Origin of the sequence: Pontivivens ytuae, assembly GCF_015679265.1 — a bacterium.
GTDB classification, from domain to species: Bacteria; Pseudomonadota; Alphaproteobacteria; order Rhodobacterales; family Rhodobacteraceae; genus Pontivivens; species Pontivivens ytuae.
The window spans coordinates 365,642-389,665 of sequence record NZ_CP064942.1 but is presented as its reverse complement, the minus strand read 5'-3'; the positions used below and the strand labels follow the sequence as shown (position 1 = coordinate 389,665).

Annotated in this window: 26 protein-coding genes and 1 pseudogene; 13 read left to right on the top strand and 14 right to left on the bottom strand. The window is 66.1% G+C overall.

Going from position 1 to position 24,024, the window contains the following annotated elements:
- Nucleotides 1-21 precede the first annotated feature (21 nt).
- Nucleotides 22-591 (top strand): YqaA family protein, encoded by a 570-nt coding sequence (locus tag I0K15_RS01795; protein WP_230374237.1) that lies wholly within the window; start codon nucleotides 22-24, stop codon nucleotides 589-591.
- Between the two features lie 57 nt (nucleotides 592-648).
- Here I0K15_RS01795 and I0K15_RS01790 read toward each other — a convergent pair whose 3' ends face one another.
- The 5 genes from I0K15_RS01790 to fabI form a co-directional block, all read right to left on the bottom strand.
- Nucleotides 649-1,932: an ABC transporter substrate-binding protein gene (locus I0K15_RS01790; RefSeq protein ID WP_196103747.1), complete on the bottom strand. Its 1,284-nt coding sequence runs from the start codon at nucleotides 1,930-1,932 to the stop codon at nucleotides 649-651.
- A gap of 118 nt (nucleotides 1,933-2,050) precedes the next feature.
- Nucleotides 2,051-2,500 carry a tellurite resistance TerB family protein gene (locus tag I0K15_RS01785; protein ID WP_196103746.1) on the bottom strand — a complete coding sequence of 150 codons (450 nt, stop codon included), beginning with the start codon at nucleotides 2,498-2,500 and terminating at the stop codon, nucleotides 2,051-2,053.
- Nucleotides 2,500-3,003 carry a xanthine phosphoribosyltransferase gene (gpt, locus tag I0K15_RS01780; RefSeq protein ID WP_196103745.1) on the bottom strand — a complete coding sequence of 168 codons (504 nt, stop codon included), beginning with the start codon at nucleotides 3,001-3,003 and terminating at the stop codon, nucleotides 2,500-2,502. The genes I0K15_RS01785 and gpt overlap by 1 nt, the downstream gene beginning before the upstream one ends.
- A 2-nt stretch (nucleotides 3,004-3,005) precedes the next feature.
- Nucleotides 3,006-3,608 (bottom strand): LysE family translocator, encoded by a 603-nt coding sequence (locus I0K15_RS01775; RefSeq protein WP_196103744.1) that lies wholly within the window; start codon nucleotides 3,606-3,608, stop codon nucleotides 3,006-3,008.
- A 4-nt stretch (nucleotides 3,609-3,612) separates the two neighbouring features.
- The gene (gene fabI / locus I0K15_RS01770) at nucleotides 3,613-4,440 is read right to left on the bottom strand and encodes an enoyl-ACP reductase FabI (protein WP_422394021.1); all 828 of its coding nucleotides are present in this window, start codon (nucleotides 4,438-4,440) and stop codon (nucleotides 3,613-3,615) included.
- 116 nt (nucleotides 4,441-4,556) lie between these two features.
- Here fabI and pdxH point away from each other — a divergent pair, with 116 nt between their 5' ends.
- Nucleotides 4,557-5,174 (top strand): pyridoxamine 5'-phosphate oxidase, encoded by a 618-nt coding sequence (gene pdxH, locus I0K15_RS01765; RefSeq protein WP_196105333.1) that lies wholly within the window; start codon nucleotides 4,557-4,559, stop codon nucleotides 5,172-5,174.
- Between the two features lie 114 nt (nucleotides 5,175-5,288).
- Here pdxH and I0K15_RS01760 read toward each other — a convergent pair whose 3' ends face one another.
- Entirely contained in the window at nucleotides 5,289-5,468 is a 180-nt protein-coding gene (locus tag I0K15_RS01760) for a hypothetical protein (protein WP_196103742.1), read from the bottom strand.
- Between the two features lie 116 nt (nucleotides 5,469-5,584).
- Here I0K15_RS01760 and I0K15_RS01755 point away from each other — a divergent pair, with 116 nt between their 5' ends.
- Genes I0K15_RS01755 through I0K15_RS01720 form a run of 8 tightly spaced genes read left to right on the top strand, consistent with a single transcriptional unit; the run spans nucleotide 5,585 to nucleotide 14,352 of the window.
- Nucleotides 5,585-6,301, top strand: coding sequence for a FadR/GntR family transcriptional regulator (locus I0K15_RS01755; protein WP_230374236.1), 717 nt, complete (start codon nucleotides 5,585-5,587; stop codon nucleotides 6,299-6,301).
- The gene (locus tag I0K15_RS01750) at nucleotides 6,298-7,305 is read left to right on the top strand and encodes an ABC transporter ATP-binding protein (RefSeq protein WP_196103740.1); all 1,008 of its coding nucleotides are present in this window, start codon (nucleotides 6,298-6,300) and stop codon (nucleotides 7,303-7,305) included. Before I0K15_RS01755 ends, I0K15_RS01750 begins: the two co-directional genes overlap by 4 nt.
- On the top strand, nucleotides 7,302-8,390 hold the full coding sequence (locus I0K15_RS01745; protein ID WP_196103739.1) for an ABC transporter ATP-binding protein: 1,089 nt from the start codon (nucleotides 7,302-7,304) through the stop codon (nucleotides 8,388-8,390). Before I0K15_RS01750 ends, I0K15_RS01745 begins: the two co-directional genes overlap by 4 nt.
- Nucleotides 8,391-8,402: 12 nt before the next feature.
- Nucleotides 8,403-9,911, top strand: coding sequence for an ABC transporter substrate-binding protein (locus I0K15_RS01740; protein WP_196103738.1), 1,509 nt, complete (start codon nucleotides 8,403-8,405; stop codon nucleotides 9,909-9,911).
- A 50-nt stretch (nucleotides 9,912-9,961) separates the two neighbouring features.
- The gene (locus I0K15_RS01735) at nucleotides 9,962-10,906 is read left to right on the top strand and encodes an ABC transporter permease (RefSeq protein ID WP_196103737.1); all 945 of its coding nucleotides are present in this window, start codon (nucleotides 9,962-9,964) and stop codon (nucleotides 10,904-10,906) included.
- Entirely contained in the window at nucleotides 10,903-11,787 is an 885-nt protein-coding gene (locus I0K15_RS01730; RefSeq protein WP_196103736.1) for an ABC transporter permease, read from the top strand. The genes I0K15_RS01735 and I0K15_RS01730 overlap by 4 nt, the downstream gene beginning before the upstream one ends.
- Before the next feature lie 13 nt (nucleotides 11,788-11,800).
- Nucleotides 11,801-13,591, top strand: coding sequence for a gamma-glutamyltransferase family protein (locus I0K15_RS01725; protein WP_196103735.1), 1,791 nt, complete (start codon nucleotides 11,801-11,803; stop codon nucleotides 13,589-13,591).
- Between the two features lie 11 nt (nucleotides 13,592-13,602).
- Nucleotides 13,603-14,352, top strand: coding sequence for a DUF1028 domain-containing protein (locus tag I0K15_RS01720; protein WP_196103734.1), 750 nt, complete (start codon nucleotides 13,603-13,605; stop codon nucleotides 14,350-14,352).
- 204 nt (nucleotides 14,353-14,556) lie between these two features.
- Here the strand turns inward: I0K15_RS01720 and I0K15_RS01715 are convergent, their stop codons facing one another.
- Nucleotides 14,557-15,480 (bottom strand): SDR family NAD(P)-dependent oxidoreductase, encoded by a 924-nt coding sequence (locus tag I0K15_RS01715; RefSeq protein WP_196103733.1) that lies wholly within the window; start codon nucleotides 15,478-15,480, stop codon nucleotides 14,557-14,559.
- A gap of 38 nt (nucleotides 15,481-15,518) precedes the next feature.
- Entirely contained in the window at nucleotides 15,519-16,487 is a 969-nt protein-coding gene (locus I0K15_RS01710; protein ID WP_230374235.1) for an SDR family NAD(P)-dependent oxidoreductase, read from the bottom strand.
- A gap of 232 nt (nucleotides 16,488-16,719) precedes the next feature.
- Between I0K15_RS01710 and I0K15_RS01705 the strand changes: the two genes are divergently transcribed.
- Nucleotides 16,720-17,508, top strand: coding sequence for a helix-turn-helix domain-containing protein (locus I0K15_RS01705; protein WP_196103731.1), 789 nt, complete (start codon nucleotides 16,720-16,722; stop codon nucleotides 17,506-17,508).
- 158 nt (nucleotides 17,509-17,666) lie between these two features.
- The gene (locus I0K15_RS01700; RefSeq protein ID WP_196103730.1) at nucleotides 17,667-18,332 is read left to right on the top strand and encodes a protein phosphatase 2C domain-containing protein; all 666 of its coding nucleotides are present in this window, start codon (nucleotides 17,667-17,669) and stop codon (nucleotides 18,330-18,332) included.
- A gap of 177 nt (nucleotides 18,333-18,509) precedes the next feature.
- Here I0K15_RS01700 and I0K15_RS20935 read toward each other — a convergent pair whose 3' ends face one another.
- The gene (locus I0K15_RS20935; RefSeq protein ID WP_230374234.1) at nucleotides 18,510-18,719 is read right to left on the bottom strand and encodes an iron-sulfur cluster assembly protein; all 210 of its coding nucleotides are present in this window, start codon (nucleotides 18,717-18,719) and stop codon (nucleotides 18,510-18,512) included.
- Between the two features lie 80 nt (nucleotides 18,720-18,799).
- Nucleotides 18,800-19,051 carry a hypothetical protein gene (locus I0K15_RS01690; protein WP_196103728.1) on the bottom strand — a complete coding sequence of 84 codons (252 nt, stop codon included), beginning with the start codon at nucleotides 19,049-19,051 and terminating at the stop codon, nucleotides 18,800-18,802.
- 147 nt (nucleotides 19,052-19,198) lie between these two features.
- Between I0K15_RS01690 and I0K15_RS01685 the strand changes: the two genes are divergently transcribed.
- A protein-coding gene (locus I0K15_RS01685) for an IS5 family transposase (RefSeq protein WP_196103727.1) occupies nucleotides 19,199-19,956 on the top strand; the annotation gives its coding sequence in 2 pieces (ribosomal slippage) (nucleotides 19,199-19,520 and nucleotides 19,520-19,956; 759 coding nt in all).
- Nucleotides 19,957-20,619: 663 nt separating this feature from the next.
- Here I0K15_RS01685 and I0K15_RS01680 read toward each other — a convergent pair.
- The 4 genes and pseudogenes from I0K15_RS01680 to I0K15_RS01665 form a co-directional block, all read right to left on the bottom strand.
- Nucleotides 20,620-20,832, bottom strand: coding sequence for an MATE family efflux transporter (locus tag I0K15_RS01680; protein ID WP_230374233.1), 213 nt, complete (start codon nucleotides 20,830-20,832; stop codon nucleotides 20,620-20,622).
- 86 nt (nucleotides 20,833-20,918) lie between these two features.
- Nucleotides 20,919-21,194: a polysaccharide biosynthesis C-terminal domain-containing protein gene (locus I0K15_RS01675; protein WP_196103725.1), complete on the bottom strand. Its 276-nt coding sequence runs from the start codon at nucleotides 21,192-21,194 to the stop codon at nucleotides 20,919-20,921.
- A 783-nt stretch (nucleotides 21,195-21,977) separates the two neighbouring features.
- Nucleotides 21,978-22,747 (bottom strand): annotated as a pseudogene (locus I0K15_RS01670) (IS5 family transposase).
- Nucleotides 22,748-23,126: 379 nt separating this feature from the next.
- Complete coding sequence (locus I0K15_RS01665; protein ID WP_196103724.1) at nucleotides 23,127-24,023, bottom strand: metal ABC transporter substrate-binding protein; 897 nt, start codon at nucleotides 24,021-24,023, stop codon at nucleotides 23,127-23,129.
- Between the last annotated feature and the right edge of the window lies 1 nt (nucleotide 24,024).

Genomic DNA, 24,024 nt, shown 5'->3' with positions numbered 1-24,024 from the left:
GGTTTCCCTCCCATGGGCAGGGTGAGGCAATGGACTGCGGCGTTGACTGCGGAGGGGGCGGGGCGGCGCAAGCTCGCCCTCGCCTCGTTTCTGGAAAGCACCGTCGTGCCCGTGCCGCTGGAGGTGCTGGTCGCCCCGCTGATGTTCGCCCATCCGCGCCACGCGCTGCGGGTCGCGGCGGCGATCTGGGCCGGCTGCATCCTCGGCGCGCTGGTGTTCTACGGGCTGGCGCTGCTGCTCTACGAGCCTGTGGTCCAACCGCTTCTCGCCTGGCTGGGCTTCGAGGCGGAGCTGGAGGAGATGCGGCGGCGGCTGGGCGAGGACGGGGCCTTCGCCGTGATCTTCCTTTTGTCGGTGACACCGGTGCCGTTCCAGATCGCGACGCTGGGGGCGGGAGCGGCGCAGACGCACCTAATCCCTTTCCTCGCCGCCGTCGCGCTGTCCCGAGGCATCCGCTATTTTGGGCTCGCGCTCCTGGCCGTCTGGCTCGGGCCGCGGGTGGAGCGGTTGTTGCGCGGTCGCCTGGCGCATGTCGTGGGCGCGGCGCTGGTGGTGCTGATCGGCTGGCTGGGTTGGAGCCTGCTGACCTGACCGCCGAAATGCAAAGCGCCGCCCAGCAAAGGGCGGCGCTTCGGTCACTCGATCACATCAGGAAGGGGCATTGCAGCTTCGTCGCGGCAGGCCCGTCTGCTGGGTGAAGACGCCGGAGGCCGCCGCGATCGCCGCATCCACCACCGCGTCGTCGGCGGCGACGTAATCGCCGTAGTTCTCCCACCGGCGGAACTGGGCGTCGTACTCGATGACCTGCAGGAGCCCGCCGCCGGAATGGTTGCCACAGGACATGTTGAGGGGCGGGGCGAGGGTGCCGAAGCCCTTCGCCTCGATCTCCTCCGCCGTCAGATCCAGCGTCTCCAGCCCCCGGCGCATCGCCTCGCCGGTCAGGCGGCCGCCTTCGGCGAACGCCATCCCGGCCTTCGCCGCCTCGACGAGGTAGAGCCCGGCGGTCAGCCCGCGGTTATAGTCGATATCGCCGATATTGTTCATCGTGCCGTGGCCGAGCCCGCCGAAATAGACCATCTCGTTCAGGTCGTTGTAGGCGGCGACGTCGTGGCCGACGCCGGACATGGACATCGCGCGCATGCCGTCCGCGGCGGGGCCGATCTGGCGCATCATCAGCTCCAGTGTCGTCCACCAGATGCCCATCATCTGCTCGCGCGGATACTGGACAGCGGCCGCCGTGCCGATGCTGACCGCGGTCATCCGGCCCACGGTCCACAGGATCACCCGATCCGGCTGGCTTTGCGCGATCGCACCCCAGACGGCCCGCTGGTCGTCACCCGGAGGGGCCACGGGATGCAGGTCGAGGGTGAACCCCTCCCGCTGCGCGATCCCCTGCAGCAGCGGGATCGCCTCCTGTCCGAAGAGGCTGTCGTGGTAGACATAGGCGATGCGCCGCCCCTCGAGCCCGCCGAGCTCCGCCTCGAAATGCTCGATCATCGCGGAGGCGGCCTGGTAGTAGTTGGCCGGAAAGGCGAAGGAGTTCGGAAACGCCTCGCCATCGGCCACCGCCGTCTGGCCGAGCCCGCCATTCATCACCGGCACGCCGACCTGGAAGGCCATGCGGTTGAGCGCGTAGGCCCCCTCGGTCGAGGAGGGGATGGCGACGACGGCGCCCTGCGCCGCCAGCTCCTGATAGCACTGCATGTGTCCCTCGAGCGTGTAGCGCGTCTCGCACGACACAACCTCGACATCGACCCCGTCCACGCCGCCGTCGCGGACATTGGCGAGCGTCACGTAGTCGGCGAGACCGTCGTGGAAGGAGATCGAGATCGGCGCGACTTCGCTCTCATGCGAAGTCAGGACACCGATCTTGACGGTCTGTGCCTGAGTTGCGGTGATCGCCAAGGCAGCCGAGAGTGCTGTCAAAGCCAATACTATACGCATCGCCCATCCCCGAAGTTGTTCAAATTTTCGGCAAACTTCGCAGGACTATTCGCATTTTCGCCATAATGACGTAAGGACAGCCTCGAAGTGACGCTGCGTAATTATGTCAGTTCTGCAACGACTGCTCCGCGCGCTGACGGGCGAGGCCGCTGTCGCGGTCGGAAATGCCGAGCAGACCGACTACCGTGCGCAGCAGGGCGTTCTCATCCTCGCTCCGATCGTTGTCGGCGAGGGCGACGCGCCACAGCGCCTCGGCAATCGCATCGCGCTCCTCGTAAGGAACGGCTTCCTTGAGCACGCGGGTGAAGCGGACGGTGTCGGCGGCCTCGGCCTCGACCTTCTCGGCGTGGAGGCGCATCTCCGTCGCCTCCTCCGGGGTCATGTCGTAGTGGTGGGTGAGCACGTCCTCGATCATGTCCCGCTCGACGCCGTCATAGCTGTCATCGGCGCGGGCGACGCGGACCATGAGGGCGGCGATGGCGATCTGCGAGTCGTCGCCGGTGATGGGCTCGGGCGGCAGCTCGCCGCGCAGCATCTTCAGCAGGTCCTGGAACATCAGTCGGTCCCCCGATACGGCTCGACATATTGCAGCGCCATATCCCACGGGAAGAAGATCCAGGTGTCCTGGCTCACCTCGGTGATGAAGGTATCGACCATGGGGCGGCCCTTGGGCTTGGCATAGACCGTCGCGAAATGGGCCTTGGGGTACATCTGGCGGACCAGTTCGAGGGTCTTGCCGCTGTCCACGAGGTCATCGACGATCAGCACGCCCTCGCCATCGCCCATGAGCTCCGCATCGGGGGCCTTGAGGACCTGCGCTTCGGCCTGGGTCTGGTGCGAGTAGGACTTCACGCTGATCGTGTCGACAGTGCGGATGTCGAGCTCCCGCGCCACGATCATCGCGGGCGCCATGCCGCCGCGCGTGATGGCGACGACCGCCCGCCACGACCCGCTCGCGCCCGGCCCGTCATTCTCCAACCGCCAGGCCAGCGCCCGGCTGTCCCGGTGGATCTGGTCCCAGGAGATGTGGAACCCCTTTTCGTGCGGAAGCTTGTCCATGCTCAACGCTCCAGAAGCAGCCGGAGCCCCAGCGCGCCGAGGATGACGGAGGTCACCCGGTCGAGCGAGCGCTTGGCTCTAAGATAGGCGCCACCCACGGCGGGGCGGCTCATGGCGAGGGCGAGGAGGGCGTAGAACGCGACCTCCAGCGCCAGGTGATTGGCGGCGATGGCAAGGCTCGTGGCCAGCGGCAGGTCGGGGGGGAAGATCACCACCAGGACCGCGCCTGCGAAGAGCACCGATTTCGGATTACCGATATTGACGAGAAAGCCGCGCAGGAACGGCCGGGTGCGCCGCGCCTCGGCCGCCTCGACCGGGGCGCCCGCGCTGCGCCAGATGTTCCAGGCGAGCCAGATGAGGTAGATGGCCCCCGCCGTCTTCATCCCCGTATAGGCCCATGGGAACAGTGTGAAGAGCGCATCGAGCCCCAGCAGCGCTGCCAGCGTCCAGAGGGCGGCCATGGTGGCGAGACCCAGCCCCGTCTCGAACCCCGCGCGCCATCCGCCGGTCAGCCCGGCGCGCATGGCCAGCAGCAGGGCAGGGCCCGGGGCGATGACGGCGGCGAGAAGCGCGAGGTTGAAGGCGATCAGGCTGTCCGCGCCCATCCGCTCACTCCGCCGCGGGCTTGCGCCCGACGGTGACGTCGATATCGGGCGCGTCCTCCGCCTTCATGCCCACGACGTGGTAGCCGCTGTCGACATGGTGGTTCTCGCCGGTCACGCCCGACGACAGGTCGCTGAGCAGGTAGAGCGCCGACTTGCCCACATCCATCGTGGTCACGTTGCGCCGCAGCGGGGAGTTGAGCTCGTTCCACTTCAGGATGTAGCGGAAATCGCCGATGCCCGAGGCCGCGAGCGTCTTGATCGGCCCGGCGCTGAGCGCATTAACCCGGATCCCCTTCGGCCCGAGGTCCATGGCGAGGTACTTCACCGACGCCTCCAGCCCGGCCTTCGCCACGCCCATCACGTTGTAATGCGGCATGACCTTCTCGGCCCCGTAATAGGTGAGTGTCAGTGCCGAGGCGCCCTCGTTCATCATCTTCTCCGCCCGCTGCATCACGGCGGTGAAGGAATAGACGGAGATGTCCATCGTCATGCGGAAGTTCGCGGGCGTGGTGTCGACATAGCGCCCGCGCAGCTCGTTCTTGTCGGAGAAGCCGATGGCGTGGACCACGAAATCGAGGCTGCCCCAGCGGTCCTTCAGCTCGGCAAAGACCGCGTCCATGCTCGCCTCGTCACTCACGTCGCAGGGCAGGACGATGTCGGAGCCCAGCAATTCCGCCAACGGCTTCACCCGCTTGCCGAGCGCCTCGCCCTGGTAGGTGAAGGCCATCTCGGCGCCCGCATCGTGCAGCGCACGTGCGACACCCCAGGCAATGGACTTGTCGTTGGCGAGACCCATGATGAGCCCGCGTTTCCCAGCCATGAGTCCGGACATGTCGCTCATCGGGGGGCTCCGCTCTTGTTCTTGTGGTTGCACCGCTTTACGTCAGAAAAAACGGCGCTTCAAGGAAATGTCCTAGCGTCATGGACGCGGTTTCAAAGGGGAATTTCATGGGGGAGGAGACGGCACGCACGGGCATCTTCGCAGGCTCCGATCCCTTCGTGCTCGCCCGCCACTGGCTGGCCGAGGCGGAAGGAACCGAGCCCGAGGACGCGAATGCCATCGCTCTGGCCACCGTCGATGCGGATGGCCTGCCGAACGTGCGCATGGTGCTGTTGAAGGAGATCGAGGACGACGCTTTCGTCTTCTACACCAACTATGAAAGCGCGAAGGGGCAGGAGATCGCGGGTGCCGGCAAGGCCGCCTTCTGCTTGCACTGGAAGAGCCTGCGCCGCCAGATCCGCGTCCGCGGCCTGACCGAGCGGGAGGAGGGCGAGAAGGCGGATGCCTACTACCGATCCCGCGCGTTGCAAAGCCGGATCGGCGCCTGGGCCTCGGACCAGTCGCGGCCGCTGTCGTCCCGCGCCTCGCTGATGACCAAGGTCGCGGCGATGGGGCTGGAGAAGGGTCCCAACCCCGACCGCCCGCCGCACTGGGGCGGTATCCGCATCCACCCGGTGGAGATCGAATTCTGGGCCGACGGCCAGTTCCGCCTCCACGACCGCTTCCGCTGGACCCGCCCGGCCCTGAGCGTGGGCGAGTGGGCGGTCCAGCGCCTTAACCCCTGACCTCGCCTCTCCGGCTTTGTTCTTCTCCAGATCTCCGGCGCGCCGCGAAATAGCCCCCTGTTTTCGGGTGACGGCATAGCCCCGCTCTGTGAGGCGCGTCTCCTGTGCCTCGCGTCACTGGCCTGGGCTGACATGGCGACGACGCTTTGGCACCTCGACCAGATCCGAGATGGCGTCGCCCGCCTGAGCCTCGCGGACCTGCCGGTTGTGCTGCAAGGCTTGCCGAATCTTCTCCTTGCGCCGCTCGCCCCGGTGCAGTCCGATCCGCGCAGCTTCGAACCACGCGCCGATCATATGCCGTCCGTCCTCCAGCCCGGCGGGACCGAAGATCTGATCAACAGCTTGACTCCCGGCCGCGGACCAATGTTTGATTGGTACGATACCAATCGAACAATGTCTCGGCTTGTTGGGTGGCGATCGAGTTGAACTACGCACCGGAAAACTCCGAAAGCGCGGCCGCGGCGGTGTCTGCGATCCGGCAGATGATCGAGACCGGGAAGCTTCCCGCCGACGGCCGCCTGCCCACAGAGCGCGAACTCGCGGCAGAGCTGGGGTGCGGGCGACGGACGGTGCGGCGAGTGCTCGATACGCTGGAGGCCGAGGGCCTGATCTGGCGAAAGCAGGGCAAGGGAACCTTTGCCGGGCAGCCGCCGGACCCGACGGGGGCGCTTGCGGCCGAGATCGCGCCGGATGCCGACCCTCTCGTCGTCATGGAGGCGCGGGTCTGCATCGAACCCGCACTCGCGGAGCTCTGCGCATTGCGGGCCACGGGAGAGGATGTTCAACGTCTTCGAAAGCTGGCTCAACGCGCATCACATCCCATGGATGCGGACACCGCCGAGCTCTGGGACGGTGCGCTGCACCGGGCGATCGCGAGGATCGCGGGAAACCGCGTAATGCTGACGGCCTTCGCGCTTCTCGACGAAGTGCGCATGGGCGCCGACTGGCAGGAACAGCGTCACCGGGCCCGCACGCCCGAGACGATGGCGCTCTACGAAACCCAGCATCGAAAGATCGTCGATGCGATCGAACGGCGGGATGGTGCGGCTGCGTTCGACGCGATGCGAGCGCATCTTGAAGCGCTGTCTGACAACCTCAGAACATCCATAAGGACCCTGGACGAATGAGGGATCTCGGGGTACCGCTTCTGGAGGTCGAGAACCTCGAAATCCAGATCGCCGGAGCCCCCGAGCCCCTTGTCGACAATGTCTCGTTCGCCCTCAATCCGGGCGAAACGCTTTGCATCGTTGGTGAATCGGGCTGTGGGAAGAGCCTGACGGCGCTCGCGCTGATGGGCCTGCTGTCGACACCGGTGCTCAGACGCACGAACGGCACGGCGCATTTTCAGGGCGAGGATCTCTTCTCGATGCCCGCTGAAAGCCTCCGGCAGATCCGCGGCGGCCGCATGGCGATGATCTTTCAGGAGCCGATGTCCTCTCTCAACCCCGCACTCAGGATTGGCGATCAGATTGCCGAGGCCGTGCGCGAGCATCAGGGCGTGAGCCTGGAGGCCGCCAACGCGCGTGCGCTGGAGATGTTGGAGCGCGTGCGGATCCCGGCCGCGGAAAAGCGGTTGAGGGAGTATCCCCACCAGTTGTCGGGCGGCATGCGTCAACGGGCCATGATCGCCATGGCACTTGCCAACGAACCCTCACTGCTGATCGCGGACGAACCGACGACCGCGCTCGATGTGACGATCCAGGCGCAGATCCTCGAGCTGATGCGCGGGCTGTCCAAGGAGAGCGACGCGGCACTCATCATGATCACCCATGATCTCGGCGTCGTGGCCGAAATGGCGGACAAGGTGGCTGTGATGTATGCCGGACGGATCGTCGAGGCCGGCAGCGCCTCCCAGATCTTCGACGATCCGCAGCACCCCTACACGCTCGGCCTCATGAGTTCGATGCCCTCGCTTGGGGGCGGGCGGGACCGGCTCGTGACGATACCGGGAAGCGTGCCGAGCCCGATGGACATGCCGGCGGGCTGTCGATTTGCGGCGCGCTGCCCGCTCGTCCAAGCCGACTGCGCAACAGCTCCAGCGCCCACGGAGGTCTCGCGGGGACACCATGTCTCCTGCTGGCGGGCGCCGCTCGAAGATGCGGTACCCGAGAAGGAGGCGCGCTTCGCATGACGACGAGCATCCTTCAGGCACACGCGCTCAAGCGACACTTCATCACTAGGAAGCCGATCTTCGGAGAGCCCACGGTCGTACGGGCCGTCGATGGCGTCGACATCGCCGTCGGTGAAGGCGAAACCTTTGCGATTGTCGGCGAGTCGGGCTGCGGGAAATCCACGCTCGCCCGTCTTCTGGTGCGCCTGATCGAACCCAGCGAAGGCCAGGTGAGCTACCGGGGGCAGGACATCGGCGCGCTCTCCGACAAGGAGCTCCGCAACCTGCGTGCAGAGCTCCAGTTCATTTTTCAGGATCCGTTTTCATCGCTGAACCCGCGGATGACGGTCGGGGCCCTGATCGAGGAACCGTTGCGCACGCACGGGATCGGCACGGCTGACGAGCGCCGCGCGGACGTCGCCCGAATACTGACCCGCGTCGGCCTGCGACCCGAGCACGCGGACCGCTACCCGCACGAATTCTCGGGCGGCCAACGTCAGCGCATCGGGATCGCGCGTGCGCTCGTGACCCGTCCGAAGGTGCTGATCGGCGACGAACCCGTCAGCGCCCTAGACGTCTCCATCCAAGCGCAGGTCATCAACATCCTCGAAGATCTGAAGGACGAGTTCGGCCTGACGCTGATCGTCATCGCCCACGACCTCGCAGTCATCAGGCACATGTCCGACCGCGTCGCCGTCATGTATCTCGGCAAGATTGTCGAGGTCGGGCCGACGGACGCGCTGTTCGAAGCCCCGGCTCACCCCTATACCGAGGCGCTGCTGGAGGCCATTCCGATCCCCTCGGTCGGGGCGCGCAAGGCGCGCGTGGCCGTCGACGGCGATCCGCCAAATCCGATCGCGCCGCCATCGGGCTGCCGGTTCCACACACGCTGCCCCTACACTGCGCCGAAATGCCGGACCGACGAACCGGCCTTGCGAGACATGGGCAACGGCCGGGTCGCAGCCTGCCACTTCATCGGCGATCTCGCCCTGAAAGGCATTCAACCCGACGCCGTCCGCCGCAGTCCTGCGGCCGCGCGGCGCTTTGAAATCTACGGCGCGGCACGTGCCGCCACCGGATCACCCGCGGAAGGATCACCCAGCTAGGAGGAAGACCTCATGCGTATCGGTAGAATACTGACAACCGCAGCGCTTCTGACGCTTTGCACCGGTCTGGCGCACGCGCAGGACTTCAGGATCGGGCTGCAGGAGGACCCTGACATCCTCGACCCCGATCAGTCCCGGACCTTCGTGGGCCGTATCGTCTACGCCTCGCTCTGCGACAAGCTGGTGGACATCACGCCCGATCTGGAGATCGTGCCGGCGCTGGCCACCGGGTGGGAGTGGAACGCCGACGGCACCGAACTCACCATGACGCTGCGCGACGATGTCGTCTTCCACGACGGCACGCCCTTCAATGCTGAGGCCGTCGCGGCGAACATAGACCGGTCCAAGAACCTCGAGACCTCGCGCCGCAAGTCGGAGGTCGCCTCGATCGAAAGCTGGGAGGTCGTGGACGAGTTCACGATCAGGATGACGCTGTCGGCGCCGGACGCAACGCTGATCGCCCAGTTCGCCGACCGGTCCGGCATGATGCTCTCCCCGACCGCGTTCGAGGCTGCGGGCGAGGATTTCGGTCTCGCACCGGTCTGTGCCGGTCCCTTCAGCTTTGTCGAGCGCATTCAGCAGGATCGCATCGTCCTTGAGAAGTTCGCCGACTACTACCGTGCCGACGAGATCAACTTCGACACGGTGACCTTCCTTCCGATCCCGGACACGACCGTGCGTCTGGCCAACCTGCGTGCGGGCGACCTCGATATGCTGGAGCGTCTCGCTGCAACCGACGTATCGTCCGTGGAGGGCGACGACGGGCTGCAGCTCGAGCGGGCCACCTCGCTCGGCTACCAAGGCATGACCATCAACGTCGCCAATGGCGAGCGGGCCGAAAACCCGCTCGGCCAGTCGAACCTCGTCCGGCAGGCCCTGTCGCTGGCGATCGACCGGGCCGCGCTGAACCAGGTGGTCTTCGAGGGGGCGTTCGCGCCGGGCAACCAGCCGTTCTCGCCCGCGTCGCCCTGGTACAATGCGGAGTTCCCGGTTCCGGAGCGAGACGTGGAGGCCGCCATGTCCCTCCTCGCTGAAGCAGGTTTCGAAGGCGGCGTCACCATAGAGGTTCAGGTCGCCAACAACCCCGTGCAGACCCAGGTGATGCAGGTCATTCAGGCCATGGCCGCCGAGGCCGGGATCACCATCGAGCTGGCCGCCAAGGAGTTCGCGACGCTCCTCGCCGACCAGTCCGCGGGCGATTACACGGCGAGCCAGATCGGCTGGTCGGGCCGTGTCGACCCGGACGGGAACATCCACCAGTTCATGACCACCGGCGGCGGGATCAACGACTCGCACTATTCGAACCCGGACATGGACACGTTCCTCAACGAGGCGCGTCTTTCGACCGATCCCGCGGTGCGCCGGGAAAGCTACAACGCGGCCATCGCCCTGCAGCAGACGGACATGCCGGTCATCTATCTCTACCACCCGGTCTGGATCTGGGCGCTGGATGACAGCGTGTCCGGCTTTCAGGCCTATCCCGACGGGATGATCCGTCTGCATGGCGTCAGCCAGAACTGATCGAGTTTCCGGCCCGGCCGCCTGGCCGGGCCCCATCAGGAGATCCGGACATGCTTGGCTTTCTGGTCCGCCGCTTTCTGATCGCGATCCCGACGATCGTCCTGATCTCGATTTTCGTGTTCTCCCTGCAGAAACTGCTGCCGGGCGACCCCGTGCTCGTCATGGCGGGTGAGGAGCGTGACCCGGAGCTTATCGAGGCGTTGCGGGAGAAGTACCGGCTGAACGACCCGATTCCCGTCCAGTATGTCGCCTGGGCGGGCAACGCGCTGCGCGGTGATCTGGGGATATCCCTGCGCACCAATCAGCCCGTGCTGGAGCTGATTGGTGAGAAGCTGCCCGTCACCATTCAGCTCGCGGTGATGGCCCTGATCATCGCCATGGCCATCGGGATCCCGGCGGGCGTGATTTCGGCTTACAAGAAGGGGACCTGGATCGACTGGCTCGCCAACCTGATCGCGTTGTCGGGGCTATCGGTTCCGAATTTCTGGCTGGGGATCATGCTGATCCTGCTGGTGTCGGTGCAACTGGGATGGCTTCCGGCCTCCGGGTATCAGCCACTCTCCGAAGATCCCCTGCAATCGATCCGGACTATGTTGATGCCTGCCTTCGTGCTGGGCACCGCGATTGCCGCGACGCTGATGCGGCACACCCGCTCCGCCATGTTGAGCGTGCTGCAGTCGGATTACGTGCGGACCGCGCGGGCGAAGGGGCTGCGGGAGCGGACCGTTCTCGTGAAGCACGCCCTTCGCAACGCGCTGGTGCCGGTCGTCACGGTGACCACGCTCTTGTTCGGCGAGCTTCTCGCAGGGGCCGTCCTGACAGAGCAGATCTTCACCATCCCGGGCTTCGGAAAGCTGGTGGTCGATGCGGTCTTCAACCGCGATTACGCCGTCGTGCAGGGCATCGTGCTGTGCACCGGCATCGCCTTCATCTTCATGAACATTCTCGCGGACGCTGCCTACCGCGTTCTCAACCCGCGCATGAGGGACGCATGACCGCCGTCGCCGATCCCCCATCCGCCGCGTCGGACCCTGTCCTTCCAAAGCGGCGGAGCCGGGCCTGGGCGAAGTTCCGCAAGAGCCCGTCTGCCCTGCTGGGTGGGATCATCGTCTTCTTCTTCGTGACCGTCGCGCTTTTGGCGCCGGTTCTGCCCGTGCCGGGACCGGCGGAGACCGACTGGTCCGCCGTCCGCAAGGCGCCAAGCGCCGAGCACCCGTTCGGCACGGACGAGATCGGCCGCGATGTGCTGTCGCGGATGATCTGGGGGGCGCAGGCCTCCCTGCTGGCGGGGGTGGTCTCCGTCCTCATCGCCGTTGCGCTGGGCGTTCCCCTGGGTGTTCTCGCAGGCTACTGCCGGGGCTGGACCGACGCGGTAATCAGCCGTGTCACCGAAGCCCTGCTCGCCGCGCCCTTCCTGATCCTGGCGATTGCCCTGGCCGCATTTCTGGGACCGTCGCTGACGAATGCCATGATCGCCATCGGCGTGTCGGCGATGCCGATCTTCATTCGCCTGTCGCGCGGCCAGACCATGTCGGTGATGACGGAGGACTACGTGGAAAGCGCCCGCGCGGTGGGCGTGGGACATGTCGCGCTGATCTGGCGCTACATCCTGCCGAACATTTTCCCGCCCATCCTCATCCAGGCGACGCTGACGATCGCGACGGCCATCATCGCGGAAGCTTCGCTCAGTTTCCTGGGGCTGGGTCAGCAGCCGCCGGCCCCGTCCTGGGGCTCGATGCTGAACATCGCCAAGAACTTCCTCGAACAGGCGCCGTGGATGGCGCTCTACCCCGGCATTGCGATCTTCCTCGTCGTGCTCGGCTTCAACCTTCTGGGGGACGGGCTGCGCGACGCGCTCGACCCCCGCGACACCTAGAACAGGACGTCCCATGACCTTCACCACTCGACCGGAGATCAGAGGCACATTCGGAGTCTGCGCCTCGACCCACTGGATCGCGTCTGCCGTGGGCATGAAACTTCTCGAACAGGGCGGTTCGGCGTTCGACGCCGCCGCCGGGATGGGCTTCGTGCTGCACGTGGTCGAGCCGCATCTGAACGGCCCGCTCGGGGACATGCCCGCCCTGATCCGGCTCGCAGGCGAAGACGCCCCGCGCGTCATCTGCGGGCAGGGCGTGGCGCCCGCCGGGGCAACCATCGAACACTACCGCTCGGAAGGTCTCGACGTGATCCCGGGATCGGGGCTGCTGGCGACCGTCATCCCCGGTGCATTCGACGCCTGGATGCTGATGCTGCGCGATCACGGTCGACTGCCGCTGCGAGAGGTGTTGGAGCCCACCATCTACTATGCGCGCCACGGCCACCCGATCTTGCCGCGCGTCGCCGCCACCATCGCGGGCCTCGCCGACTTCTTCCGCGACGAATGGCCGACATCCCATGAGACGTGGCTCCCCAACGGTGCGGCCCCCGAGGCAAACAGCCTGTTCAGAAACCCAGCCCTCGCCGACACGTGGGAGCGACTGCTCGCCGAAGCGGAAACCGCGAGTGGCCGCGAGGCGCAGATCGAGGCGGCGCGGCGCACCTTCCGCGAAGGGTTCATTGCTGAGGCCATCGACACCTGGATGCGCGATGCGTGCGTGATGGACGCCGAAGGGGGGCACCGGAAAGGCGTGCTCAGCGGTCAGGACCTTGCCTCCTGGGAAGCGACCTACGAGGACCCGCTCAGCGTCGACTACCACGGCTGGACGGTCTGGAAGGCCGGTATCTGGAGCCAGGGGCCGACCCTCCTGCAGTCCCTCCGAACGCTGGAGGGAAGCGGCATCGCGTCGATGGATCCGAACGGCGCGGACTTCGTCCATAAGGTCACCGAGACGATGAAGCTGTCCTTCGCCGATCGGGAGGCTTACTACGGCGACCCCGCCCACACCGACATTCCGGTCGATACGCTGCTGTCGCGTGACTACGCGGAAGGTCGCCGTGACCTCATCGGACCTACAGCTTCGCTCGATCAGCGCCCGGGACGGATCGAGGGTTTCGAGAAGTGGGCCGATGCGGCGATCGCACGGGCCGCCGCGAAACACGCGACCGGGCCCGGTGTCGGTGCCGGGGAACCGACCATGGCCCACCTCACCGAGCGGCGAGGCGACACGGTCCATATCGACGTGATCGACCAGTGGGGCAACTCTGTCTCCGCGACGCCCTCGGGCGGCTGGCTGCAGTCCTCGCCGGTCGTGCCCGGCCTCGGGATGCCGCTCAATTCGCGCGCGCAGATGTTCTGGCTCGATGAAGGGTTGCCGACGTCGCTCGCCCCGGGGCGGCGGCCGCGCACGACGCTCTCGCCCTCCATGGCCGAGGCGCCGGACGGCACGCAGCACGCCTTCGGCACACCGGGGGGCGATCAGCAGGACCAGTGGCAGTTGATCCAACTCCTACGACTGGTTCATGGGGACCTGAACCTGCAGGAAGCGATCGACTGCCCTCTCTTCCACACCGGGCACTTCCAGGCGTCGTTCTACCCGCGAGGGACGCGGCCCGGACACCTCATGCTGGAGCGGTCCTTCGGCGACGACGTCATCGAGGATCTGCGCGACCGGGGTCACGATATCGAGGTCGCCGATGCCTGGACGGTGGGACGCCTCACCGCGGCCTCCCGGTCGAAGGAAGGCATGGTGCGGGCGGGGGCAACGCCGCGCCTCATGCAGGCCTATGCGGTCGGACGATAAGGGAGGGCGACATGACCTACTCGATCGTCGCTCTTGATCAGCCGACCGGCCAGCTTGGCGTTGCCGTCGCATCCCGGTTCTTCGCCGCCGGCGCCCTCGTTCCGCATATCCGGGGCGGAAAATGCGCCGTTGCCACGCAGGCCTTCGTCAACCCGCTCTGGGGGATCGAAGCTGCCGAGCGCATGGCACAAGGCGAAGCACCGTCCGACGTCCTCGCCGATCTCGTCTCGCGAGACCGAGGTCAGGCCCAGCGGCAGGCGCACATGATCGACGCCTCGGGGCGCATCGCGGCTCACACGGGCGCGGACTGCGTCGACTGGTGCGGTCACCTTGCCGGCGACGGCGTGTCGGTCGCCGGGAACATGCTGGCGGGCGAGGACGTCATCCGGCAGACCCTCGCCGCTTACGACGCGAACCCGGACCTGCCCTTCGCCGTACGGTTGATGACCGCCATGGAGGCCGGAGAAGCCGCGGGCGGAGACAAGCGCGGCAAGCAGTCGGCCGCGCTGCGCATTCACCGGACCGAGGATTTCCCGTGGCTCGACCTGCGCGCGGACGATCACCCCGACCCGCTGCCCGAGCTCCGGCGGCTCTACGACGTGGCACAGGAGCGGTATCTACACTTCGCCGAGGCCATGCCGAGCCGCGCCAACTTCTCCGGACAAACCGACCGAACCCCTCTCGATGCCGCCATCGCCGCGGAAGAAGAACGGCGCAAAAGCGAGGGGAGAGAAAGCCGATCCTTCGCCACGCCATTTTGATGTGAGCCGACGGGTCAGAGCCAGCGGGCCATTCATCCGGTCACGTCGATCCGGACGTTGGGGAGGCGCTCTAGTCGATCGAGATGTCCGAAATCGCGGCCATGACGGACTGTCTCTCAGCGCGTCGTGTCGACGGGATCGCGCTCCCTACGGGTCCTTTTGCATCTCCTCTGTCTCAACTCTAGCGCCGGCGAACTTTGGCGATCACGCCGTGAAGCGCGCGTTCGCGCCCGCTGCAACCTCGACGATCTCGCCAGTGATGTATTGGGCGCGATCGGAGGCGAGGAACACGAAGCTGTCCGCGATTGCCTCGGGCGGGAGGAAGGCGATCGGCATCGTATTGTAGTGGGTCGTCAGGTACTCCGCCGCCCGTTCGAGCGCCTCACCCTGCGGCATCCGAACGGATTCGACTGCCGTGGGCGAGACGGCGTTCACCGTGACATTCGAGGGGCCATACTCCATCGCTGCCGACTTGATTAGGCCGATGAGGCCCCATTTGGACGCCGCGTAGTGCGCGCGACCGCCCATGCCGTGCCGACCGCCCGTGGACGAGGTTGCGAGGAAGCGGCCCGAGCCACGCTCCGCCATGCCCGGCAGCGCGGCCCGCATGCCGTTGGCGACACCCGTCAGGTTCACGTCGATGCAGTCGCGCCACTGTGCGTCCGTCATCTGGTCCAGCGAGGCGGCTGGCACGAGTGCCGCATTCGCCACGAAGATGTCGAGCGGTCGGCCGAAGGTCGCCTCCGCTTGTGCCACGGCATCGCGATTGGCCTCGTAGGATCGGACGTCGGCGACGATGGGCAAGGCGCGCCGCCCCGTGGCCTCCACCGCGGCCACAGCCTCGTCCAGATCGGCTTGCGAGGCGAGCGGATAGGCGAGCCCGTCGATCGCGTCCGGATCGGCGATGTCGAGGAGCGCGACGTCGGCGCCCGCCTCTGCCAGCGCAACAGCCGTCGCCCGGCCGATGGCGCGCGCAGCACCGGTCACAAGCGCGGTGCGCCCCGCCAGTTCACCTTCTGGCGCGGCCCCCTGAGCGCGCGCAGCGGTGGCCCCAAGGCCCGCTGCGGCAGCCGCGACGGTGCCAGTTGTCAGGAGCGCGCGGCGGGTTGGGTCGGTCTCGTCGGTCATGGGATGTCTCCGGTCATCTTCAGCTCGAGGGTGGGGGATCAGCTGTTGCGGTTGGGCGGCGCGAAGGGGCCGGTCAGCATCCCGCCGGTCACGTCGAGATCGACGCCGTTGAGCGCGGAGGCCGCGTCGGTGGCGAGGAACATCACGATCTCCGCCATCTCCTGCGACGTATTGGTCCGGTGCATCAGATTGGGGGCCTGCGCCTCGTCCGGATCGCGGCCCTGCGCCTCGATCGACGCACGGCGCATGGGAGTGTCGACGCCGCCGGGTGCGATGCCCAGGATGCGTAAGCCCAGCCCGCCATAGTCCATGGCGCCGCCACGGGTGAGGCCGAGCACACCGTGCTTGGACGTCGAATAGGGCGTGATCGTCGGAAAGCCGCCATGGGCGCTGACGGAGGAGTTGTTCACGATTACCCCGCGCAGACCGCGAGCGCCCCAGGGCGGGTTCTCCAGCATCCGCGGGATCTCATGCTTCATGGACAGGAAGAGCCCGCGCGTGTTGGTGGCCCAGACGTCGTCGAAGTCCGCCACGTCGATATCGGCCATCGGCGCGTTGCCCGTAAGCGACCCGTTCCCGAACACGACGCCGGCATTGTTGAAGGCGATGTGCAGCGGACCGTGCGCATCGATGGCCGCCCGCACGAAGTCGATGATCTGCTGCTCGTCGCGCACGTCCGATTGCACGTAGAGCGCGCCGCCACCGGCGGCCTGAACGGCTGGATCCTCGTTGATCTCGGCCGCGATACGCTCGCCCAGTTCCGCCCTGCGACCGTTGAAGGAGACCCGGGCACCCTCGGCGGCAAAGGCGCGCGCGGTGACCTCTCCAATACCGGACGTGGCACCCGTGATCAGCACGTGACGCCCGGCGAAGCGCGCGGGCGGGGTTGAGGTCTGCGCAGTGGCGGCGCTGGCCGTCATGGCAGCGGCCAGACCCGCCGCGCCGCCCGCGACAAGACTGCGCCGCGTCGGGTTGATTGAGGGTTCTTGGCGAGTTTCGTCGGTCACGGGTCTCGGCTCCATGTCTCGCTAACTCATGTTCTATCAATCAATTAGTGGGCGAGCTGGGGCAGTTTCAGACGAAAACAGGCGCGGCCGTCCCGATCTTGCGGCGTCCTGGTTTGTTGGCGGCGTAGACGATTGATTTGCTTCATCTCCGGCCAGCGAAAGTGATTGAAAATACGCAAGATCGGGACGGCCGACGTCGTGCGATTTGCGGGAGACCCCCTATGATCGCGGCATGACGTGGACCATCGAGACCAACGAGCTGCGCGCTTTTTGGGGCGTGGTGCCGCCGCCGACACAGCATATCGCTCCCTCGGTGTCCGAGGCCTACAGCATCGGCTTCAACTTCTCCGGGACCGAGGCCCTGGTCGAGATCGAGGGTCGGACCGAAGCCCGCAGCCTCGGTGCCTTCACGGGCGGTGCGAATGGTGCGGAGAGGATCCACTGGGTCAGCCTTGATGCCCCGGCCGAGTGTGCCGCGATCACGATCTCCGATCGTCTTCGGCTCGAGATCGCTGACGAACTGCGGGCAGAGAGAGCCGTCGATCTGGGCGATGTCTGGAACGAGCAGGAACCCGTCTTGACGGCACTGGCATTGCGGCTGCGCGCGGCAGGTCGCGGTGGCTGGGAGATGTCTTCGCTCGAACTGGAAGAGCTCGGGCGCGGCGCCCTCAGATACACGATGATCGAGATGTTCGGCGCGCGGCGTCCACGGATCAACGACCATCGCCTGGACCGCAAACAGCTTTCGCGAGTTCAGGAGTATCTTCACGCGAACATTGCGAAGCGCGTGACGCTTTCGGAGCTGGCCGCCGTTGCTCATATCAGCCCGACACACTTCCAGAGAGCGTTTCGCCTGACGACCGGCCTGAGCCCACACCAGTATCAGACGGCTTGGCGAATGAACCGCGCGGCTGGCTTGATCAGGGCGGGGGTTCCTCGTGGCACGGCGGCTCGTGCCGTGGGTTTCACGCCCGGCCATGGCTTCCGAACCGCGATGCGCAAGTTCGTGGGCATGCCGTAGTTGGTTTCGCTCTTGATTGGGCTTCGACGTTCCGCACGAAGGACAAACACGGCGCCCCGCGCCGCATGACAGCGTTGAAACAATTGTCTATTTGCCGGGATCTGTTCCGTCCTTCACGGTCGCGCCGACGAATTGGCTGACCTTGGATTGGGCGCGCTATGCATTTCGAGACACTCCAGACGATCAGCGTGAACGGGTGCGCGCAAAAGCCGAACGACGATCGCTGCGGCGCGACGGCACGGCTTGCCTGGGTCATCGATGGCGCCACCGACATGGGCCCGCCGGGCTTGCTGGGGCAGCAGGGCGGCGCGTCCTGGTTGGCCTCCACGGCCAGCAATGCCTTCGCCGCCACGCAGGCCGACGACGTCGAGGCGACTTGTCACGCCGTCTTCACCCACATCGAGGATCGGTTCGAGCGACAGAAGACGCGGGAGGTCGCCGCCCCTTGGGAAGTCCCCAAGGCGGCCTTCGGAGTGGCGCAGCTCACAAGCCACGGCTTGTCGGTGGCATGGGCCGCGGACAGCCCGATTCTACACATCTCCGGCCAAGACGTCCGGTGGTGCACCGGTGAGCCGGACACTAGCGCCGAAGCCGCGGATGCACGCGCGCTCGGCCCCGGCATCGGCGCTGCGGCTGAACTCCCCCAAGCCGTCCTCGACGACCGCCGCGCCCACCGCGCCCGGAACGGCCACGTCGCCCTCAGTTCTGACGCGAAGGCATCGTCTGCGGCCACACGCTTCGCGCATCATCCGATCTCCGTCGGCGACGAACTGCTCCTTATGAGCGACGGCTTCGCTAGCCTCGTCACGGACTACGAACGATAAACGGCCCGCGAACTCGCGGCTGCGGTCCGATCGGAAGGGCTGGGCGCGCTCCTGCACGATGAGGATCTTCATGGCGCTGCTCCCGTCGTGGTTCGGTGCGCGGGTGGACCGGCCAGGACATCTGGATCAATCCCTCGTCTACGGCGAAACGCATTAAGCCGCGCGCGATAGGAGGGGTCAGCGTCCTACTCGGTCCAGTCGGCTGGGGTCGAAGTTGATCGTGATCGACGTCGCGCCCGGCAAGGCGCCGACGACCGTCCTCGCCTGCTTCACGAGCATCATCGCGACGGGGCAGGTCGGCTCGGTCGCGATCACGTCGATCTCGAGCGCGTTGCCTTCGACTCGCGCCAACGGGACCAGACCCATCTCCGACAGCCCGGCGGGCACGCCCGCGACGCAAAAGCACGGGTCCTTGATGCCATCGAGCGCGGCGCGAACCTCCGTCTCGCCGATTATGATGTCCCCGCCTAGACGTATTTGCGGTCCATCTCGAAATCGCACATCGCCGCTTCGTCGCCGCCTGAATTGGGCTCGGCGTAGGATTTGTCCGGTCCACGACCGAACGGGTCCGCAGCCGATGCTTTCTTCTTGGCCTCGACATCGATGCCGTGCAGCCTGGCCGCGTTGAGCCCGAGGATGTTCGCCTTGTCCTGGTCCGTCAGCGCCGGGACGCCGTAGCCCTCCCGCACGCCGATCGGTCTTTGCAGCATCACCGCCAATGGCAGCGAAAAAGTCCTAACAACACAGGAGAGCCTGACCAGCCATGCGGTTGAGTGGGTTTATGAAGAGTTGGACTGTATTAGGGTTAGGACCCATTGATCAGGTGGTCGAGGTGTGATTCACCGCTTGGAAAAGTGAGCGGTGACATGAGCAGTCTCTCCTGGCTGACGGAGGCGCAGATGGCGCGTCTCGAGCCCTTCTTCCCAAAGTCCCGCGGCAAGCCTCGCGTCGATGATCGGCGTGTTCTGTCTGGGATAATCTTCGTCAATCGCAATGGCTTGCGTTGGTGCGATGCGCCCCGCGAATATGGCCCGCACAAGACCCTCTACAACCGGTGGAAGCGCTGGAGCGAGAGGGGTGTCTTCGCCCGGATCCTGATGGGTCTGGCTGCCGATGAGCCAGATGAGAAGACGGCGATGATCGACGCGACCTACCTGAAGACCCACCGCACGGCGACAAGCCTGCGGCTGAAAAAGGGGGGCGTGGACGCCTGATCGGCCGCACCAAGGGCGGCATGAACACCAAGCTGCACGCCGTCACGGACAGCCTCGGGCGACCGATACGTCTCTTCATCACCGCCGGCCAGGTAAGCGACTACATCGGCGCCCGGGCGTTGTGCGGGTCCCTGCCTTCGGTCGACTGGCTCATAGCAGACCGAGGCTACGATGCTGATTGGTTCCGCGAAGCCTTGCTGGATAAGGGGATACGGCCGTGTATCCCCGGCAGAACCTCCCGCGGCAAGGACATCCGGTATGACAAGCGCCGCTACAGACGGCGCAACCGCATCGAGATCATGTTCGGTCGTCTGAAGGACTGGCGTCGGGTCGCAACCCGCTATGACAGATGCCCCAAGGTCTTCCTGTCCGCCATCGCTCTCGCCGCCGCCGTAATCTTCTGGCTTTGAGCATCAATGAGTCTGGAGCCTAGGAATGTTTGTATTCGGTGTCGCCGTTGCCCGTCTTGGAGTGTCAGCGACGGCGCTGTCTGGTGCAGTGGTCCCGGCGGCGACAGCGATTGGCTGCTGGATATTGCTGGATGAAGTCTTGTCGGGACCGACAGTAGTCGGCATCGCTATGACGATGGCGGGTCTTGTGGCGTTCACATTGGGCAGGACCGTCAGTCGCTCCCCATAACGGGTCATCTTTCGACACCGCGTCGCAATAAGCCAAAGATCGCCGTAAGTTCCCTGAACGAGTTATTCGCACCAACCGCGCCTTCCAACCCTCAGAAGCCTCGGCGGCGGCTCCTGCGTCCGAGCGACAAACCTCACCTGCAACGTCACTGCCGCAACTAGGACACCTGCCCAGTAGCCGATCCAGATCCCCATTCATGCAAGGGCCGAGCCCGACCGCACAGGCATAGGCCGGTGGCAGCGCGTGCAGTCAGTAGTCGACGAGCAACTAGGCTGTGGGCGTCCTGATGTCCAACAGGCCCCTTCAGAGCCCCCTGCGCCGTGGACTACTCTCGTCCGCGGTCTGCGTTAAGGCTAGCGTCAGGAACGGGGCCGCGGCGCTGGGCACCACGTCGGAACCGGTGCCGAGCGCGGTCGCTAGATCGGTGCGGAACATCAGGAGTAGCCTGATAAACGCACCCATCCAAACGACGACGATGACGTTGCCAGCACGGCCCGCGCCTGCTCCGCCTGCCTGCTGCCTACGATCTGCCCGACCCGGATGTTGACGACCGCCGTCATACCTATCGGCAGCATGTACATCACCGCGCCGATGGAATGGGCAACCGCGTTCGCTCCGAGCGCAACGGCGCCGAAGAGCGCCGTCATCATGCCCGCGGTGGCATAAAATCCGCCCTCTCCCATGCTCGACATCGCTGCCGGCTAACGTTCCCGGAAGAGACAGACGCCGTGTGTCAGGCCGGGACGCGCGCGCCGGCGATACGCGTCGACCTCCATAGCCAGATCGTCAGGACAGGCGAGAACGTCGTGGCAAGCAGGCTCGCGATCCCAGCTCCAGCCAGGTCGAGCGAGTCAAGGCCGCCGACGCCCTGGATCAGCACCCCGTTGAGCGGCACGTTCGGCGCGACGCCTGCCAGAACCACCCGGAGCGGCGCCCATCGGCGATCCAGCGCGTTGAACAGGTGATGGTAAAGCCTGAGCAGCGCGTAGGGCACAAGCGATGCGGCCATCGCAGGACCAGAGCTGCGCTCGCACTGCGACGCTGATGCCGAGCCGTGCGAAGGCCGGGAAGGCGATCAGAATCAACACACCTGCAACCGGCCCGAGTCCGATCGCGGGAAGCAGCCCATCGGCTAGTAACTCTCCGAGCATCGCCCAAGCCTCGCCGGCCCGGAGCCCGAGCCAGATGAGCACCCGCGACGGAGAGCAGCCCGAAGATCCCTGAATAGAGACAACGAGCGCGCTCGTCGCCAGCCTGAGCGCGGCCAGCGAATCCGGGCCCGAGCGGCGCGACCATTAGCGTGTCGACCATGCTGATGAGCGTGCCGGAGGCCAGTCCAACCATGATCGGCGCGGTCAGGTACAGCAACCGACGCACTTCGGACAGGGTCGCCGGGGCGAGGGATTGACGGTGAGACGGCGCGATGTCGGTCGCTTTACGGGGCCTCCGCTTTTCCGGTCGATATCGACTGCCATATGAGTGCAATAAAGCGACCTTAACGCGCCCGCACTGCGCATCAATGCAGCGTTCCTGAAATGGACGACTGGAACGAGATCCGAACCGCCGCTACCGTCGCCCGACTCGGCACCATCCGCTATCCGATGCAGCCCCGGACGCCCTATGCCCAGATCGCGGCTGAGGATATCGGCTGAATGGTGACGCAGGCGTTCGAGTGGCCGGACCTCTGGAAAGGTCGCGCCGCCCCGATCGCGGGCGACGTTTCCACCATGTAGGAGATCGTCGCGACCGTGGGCAGGGTAATTGGGCGCGAAGTCTGCTATGAGCAGATCAGCTAGGCCGTGGACTCATTAGCTCTGATCCAGATGCGCGCTGCGGCGAGGTGAAGGGTGGCCAGGAAGTTCATTGCGGTCTTGAAGTGTCGTGTTGCGATGCCGCGGAAGTGCTTCAGGCGGTTGAAGAACCGTTCGACCCAATTGCGTTCGCGATAGAGCGTCCGGTCCACGCTTCGGACCACGCGGACGTTCGACTGGCTCGGAATGTGAGCCGTCGCGCCTGTCGCCTCGATGGCGTCGATCACCGCCTGGCCGAAGTAGCCCTGGTCGCCGACGACGTCTCCGGTCAGTCCGAGCGGCCCGACACGCTCCGGCACTGTGGTCTTGTCCGATGCCTGGCCGGGGGTCAAGAGCAGCCGGATCGGCAGGCCGCGACCGTCCACGACCGCGTGGATCTTGGTCGTCAGGCCTCCACGGGAGAGACCAATGGCGTGATCCTCTCCCCCCCTTTTCCGCCAGCGGCGTGCTGGTGGGCGCGGACGATGGAGCTGTCGATCAGATGCAGAGATCCCGGAGACCGCTCCGCCAAGGCATCGAAGATGCGAAGCCAGACGCCATTCTTCGCCCACCTGTTGTAGCGATTGTAGACCGTCGTTCGCGGGCCATAGCGCTCCGGGAGGTCGCGCCAGGGGGCTCCGGTCCTCAGAATATAGAAGATGCCACTGATGACGCGTCGGTCATCGACCCGTGCGACACCTCTCGGCTTGTTCGGCAGAAGGGGCGCGATCACCGCCCATTCCGCATCCGTCAGATCGTGCCTGCCTGTCATGACCGCTCCGTTTCCGGAAATGAAACACGAGCCCAAGGCAGGGGAATCCTCTTTATCAGTTGACGACCTAGCCGCAGGTTCAGGAAGAGGGGGGCGAGGAACTGACTTTGATGTACAGGTCTTTCGACATCTATGGGATGGACGGCTAACCCTTGTACCTGCGCCGCTGGTTCGGCGAGGCCACCGATTTCGAAGCCCGCTTTCGCAGTGCAGGTTGGGCCAGACCAGGGTCTCATGATGGGGCGGAGGCGAATGCGTCCTCTCTTCAGGGGAAACTGACGTGGGAGGCGGGCCGCCATCGTTCCCGCCGACGAGCCGATGCCGGACCACTCAGGATGCGCATCGCCCGATCATCCGGCATGAAACGCGGGCGGGGACCTCAGCCGCTTTCGGCGCGTGCCGCAGCGTCGGCCATCTGCTCGACCGCGGCTCCAAAGGCGTCGGAGAATGCCGTGTCGGCGACCGGTGCCGCGAGGGTTGGGAAGACGACGTCCTGTAAGCCGAGCTCAGCGATGGCCGCGCGCGCTTCGGCCGGAGGCTCGGCCTCCCAGATCAGGACGCTGGCGTCGTTCTCCGCCACGAGCATTCGCAGCCCGGCCATCTCCGCGTCGCTCGGCATCGCTCCGGCCTCCCATTCGAGCGACAGGATGGTCAGCCCATACGCCCGGGCGAGGTATTGGTAGCGGGGATGCGTCGCAACGAAGACGGTGTCCGCAACTCCCTCCAGCGCGCCCCTCGCCATCTCGTCCATCGCTTCGAGGTTGCTCGACAGCGCCTCCAGCCGCGCGTCGATCTCCGCCGCATCGCCGATGACGCGTGACGTGAGCGCCTCCGCAATGGCCTCCGCCTGCGCCAGCGCCATCATCGGGTCGAGCCACGTGTAGGAGGCGATGCCCTCGTGCGAGTGCTCGCCGCCGTCGCCGTGGCTGTGCGTGATCGTCTCCGTCGCGATCAGGCGGTCCTCGACGTCGCGCGACGTGTCCACCAGCTTCGAGCGAGGCAGCGACACCCGCGCCGTCCACGTCGCGAAGCCCGCGCCGTTGAGCAGGATCAGGTCCGCAGATTGCACCGCGCTGATATCCGCGACGGTGGGCCGCCAGAACGACGGATCGACGCCCTCGGGCACCGGGAAGACCACCTCGGCCTCATCGCCCAGCAGACGCTCCGCCATGTATTGCAGCGGATAGTTCACCGCGACGATCCGCGGCGTGTCCTGCGCGGTGGCCGCCGCCGCAGCGAAGGCCAGAACCGCAGCGAGCATCATCGAGCGCACCATC

Excerpts from the sequence above, each read along its gene's own strand:
- I0K15_RS01750 (WP_196103740.1), top strand. The coding sequence starts at position 6,298 with ATGAGGGATCTCGGGGTACCGCTTCTGGAGGTCGAGAACCTCGAAATC.
- I0K15_RS01715 (WP_196103733.1), bottom strand. The coding sequence starts at position 15,480 with ATGACCGACGAGACCGACCCAACCCGCCGCGCGCTCCTGACAACTGGC.
- fabI (WP_422394021.1), bottom strand. The coding sequence starts at position 4,440 with ATGTCCGGACTCATGGCTGGGAAACGCGGGCTCATCATGGGTCTCGCC.
- I0K15_RS01775 (WP_196103744.1), bottom strand. The coding sequence starts at position 3,608 with ATGGGCGCGGACAGCCTGATCGCCTTCAACCTCGCGCTTCTCGCCGCC.
- I0K15_RS01675 (WP_196103725.1), bottom strand. The coding sequence starts at position 21,194 with ATGGCCGCATCGCTTGTGCCCTACGCGCTGCTCAGGCTTTACCATCAC.
- I0K15_RS01705 (WP_196103731.1), top strand. The coding sequence starts at position 16,720 with ATGACGTGGACCATCGAGACCAACGAGCTGCGCGCTTTTTGGGGCGTG.
- I0K15_RS01735 (WP_196103737.1), top strand. The coding sequence starts at position 9,962 with ATGCTTGGCTTTCTGGTCCGCCGCTTTCTGATCGCGATCCCGACGATC.
- I0K15_RS01745 (WP_196103739.1), top strand. The coding sequence starts at position 7,302 with ATGACGACGAGCATCCTTCAGGCACACGCGCTCAAGCGACACTTCATC.
- I0K15_RS01785 (WP_196103746.1), bottom strand. The coding sequence starts at position 2,500 with ATGTTCCAGGACCTGCTGAAGATGCTGCGCGGCGAGCTGCCGCCCGAG.
- pdxH (WP_196105333.1), top strand. The coding sequence starts at position 4,557 with ATGGGGGAGGAGACGGCACGCACGGGCATCTTCGCAGGCTCCGATCCC.
- I0K15_RS01740 (WP_196103738.1), top strand. The coding sequence starts at position 8,403 with ATGCGTATCGGTAGAATACTGACAACCGCAGCGCTTCTGACGCTTTGC.
- gpt (WP_196103745.1), bottom strand. The coding sequence starts at position 3,003 with ATGGACAAGCTTCCGCACGAAAAGGGGTTCCACATCTCCTGGGACCAG.
- I0K15_RS01665 (WP_196103724.1), bottom strand. The coding sequence starts at position 24,023 with ATGGTGCGCTCGATGATGCTCGCTGCGGTTCTGGCCTTCGCTGCGGCG.
- I0K15_RS01725 (WP_196103735.1), top strand. The coding sequence starts at position 11,801 with ATGACCTTCACCACTCGACCGGAGATCAGAGGCACATTCGGAGTCTGC.
- I0K15_RS01700 (WP_196103730.1), top strand. The coding sequence starts at position 17,667 with ATGCATTTCGAGACACTCCAGACGATCAGCGTGAACGGGTGCGCGCAA.
- I0K15_RS01720 (WP_196103734.1), top strand. The coding sequence starts at position 13,603 with ATGACCTACTCGATCGTCGCTCTTGATCAGCCGACCGGCCAGCTTGGC.
- I0K15_RS01730 (WP_196103736.1), top strand. The coding sequence starts at position 10,903 with ATGACCGCCGTCGCCGATCCCCCATCCGCCGCGTCGGACCCTGTCCTT.
- I0K15_RS01680 (WP_230374233.1), bottom strand. The coding sequence starts at position 20,832 with ATGACGGCGCTCTTCGGCGCCGTTGCGCTCGGAGCGAACGCGGTTGCC.
- I0K15_RS01760 (WP_196103742.1), bottom strand. The coding sequence starts at position 5,468 with ATGATCGGCGCGTGGTTCGAAGCTGCGCGGATCGGACTGCACCGGGGC.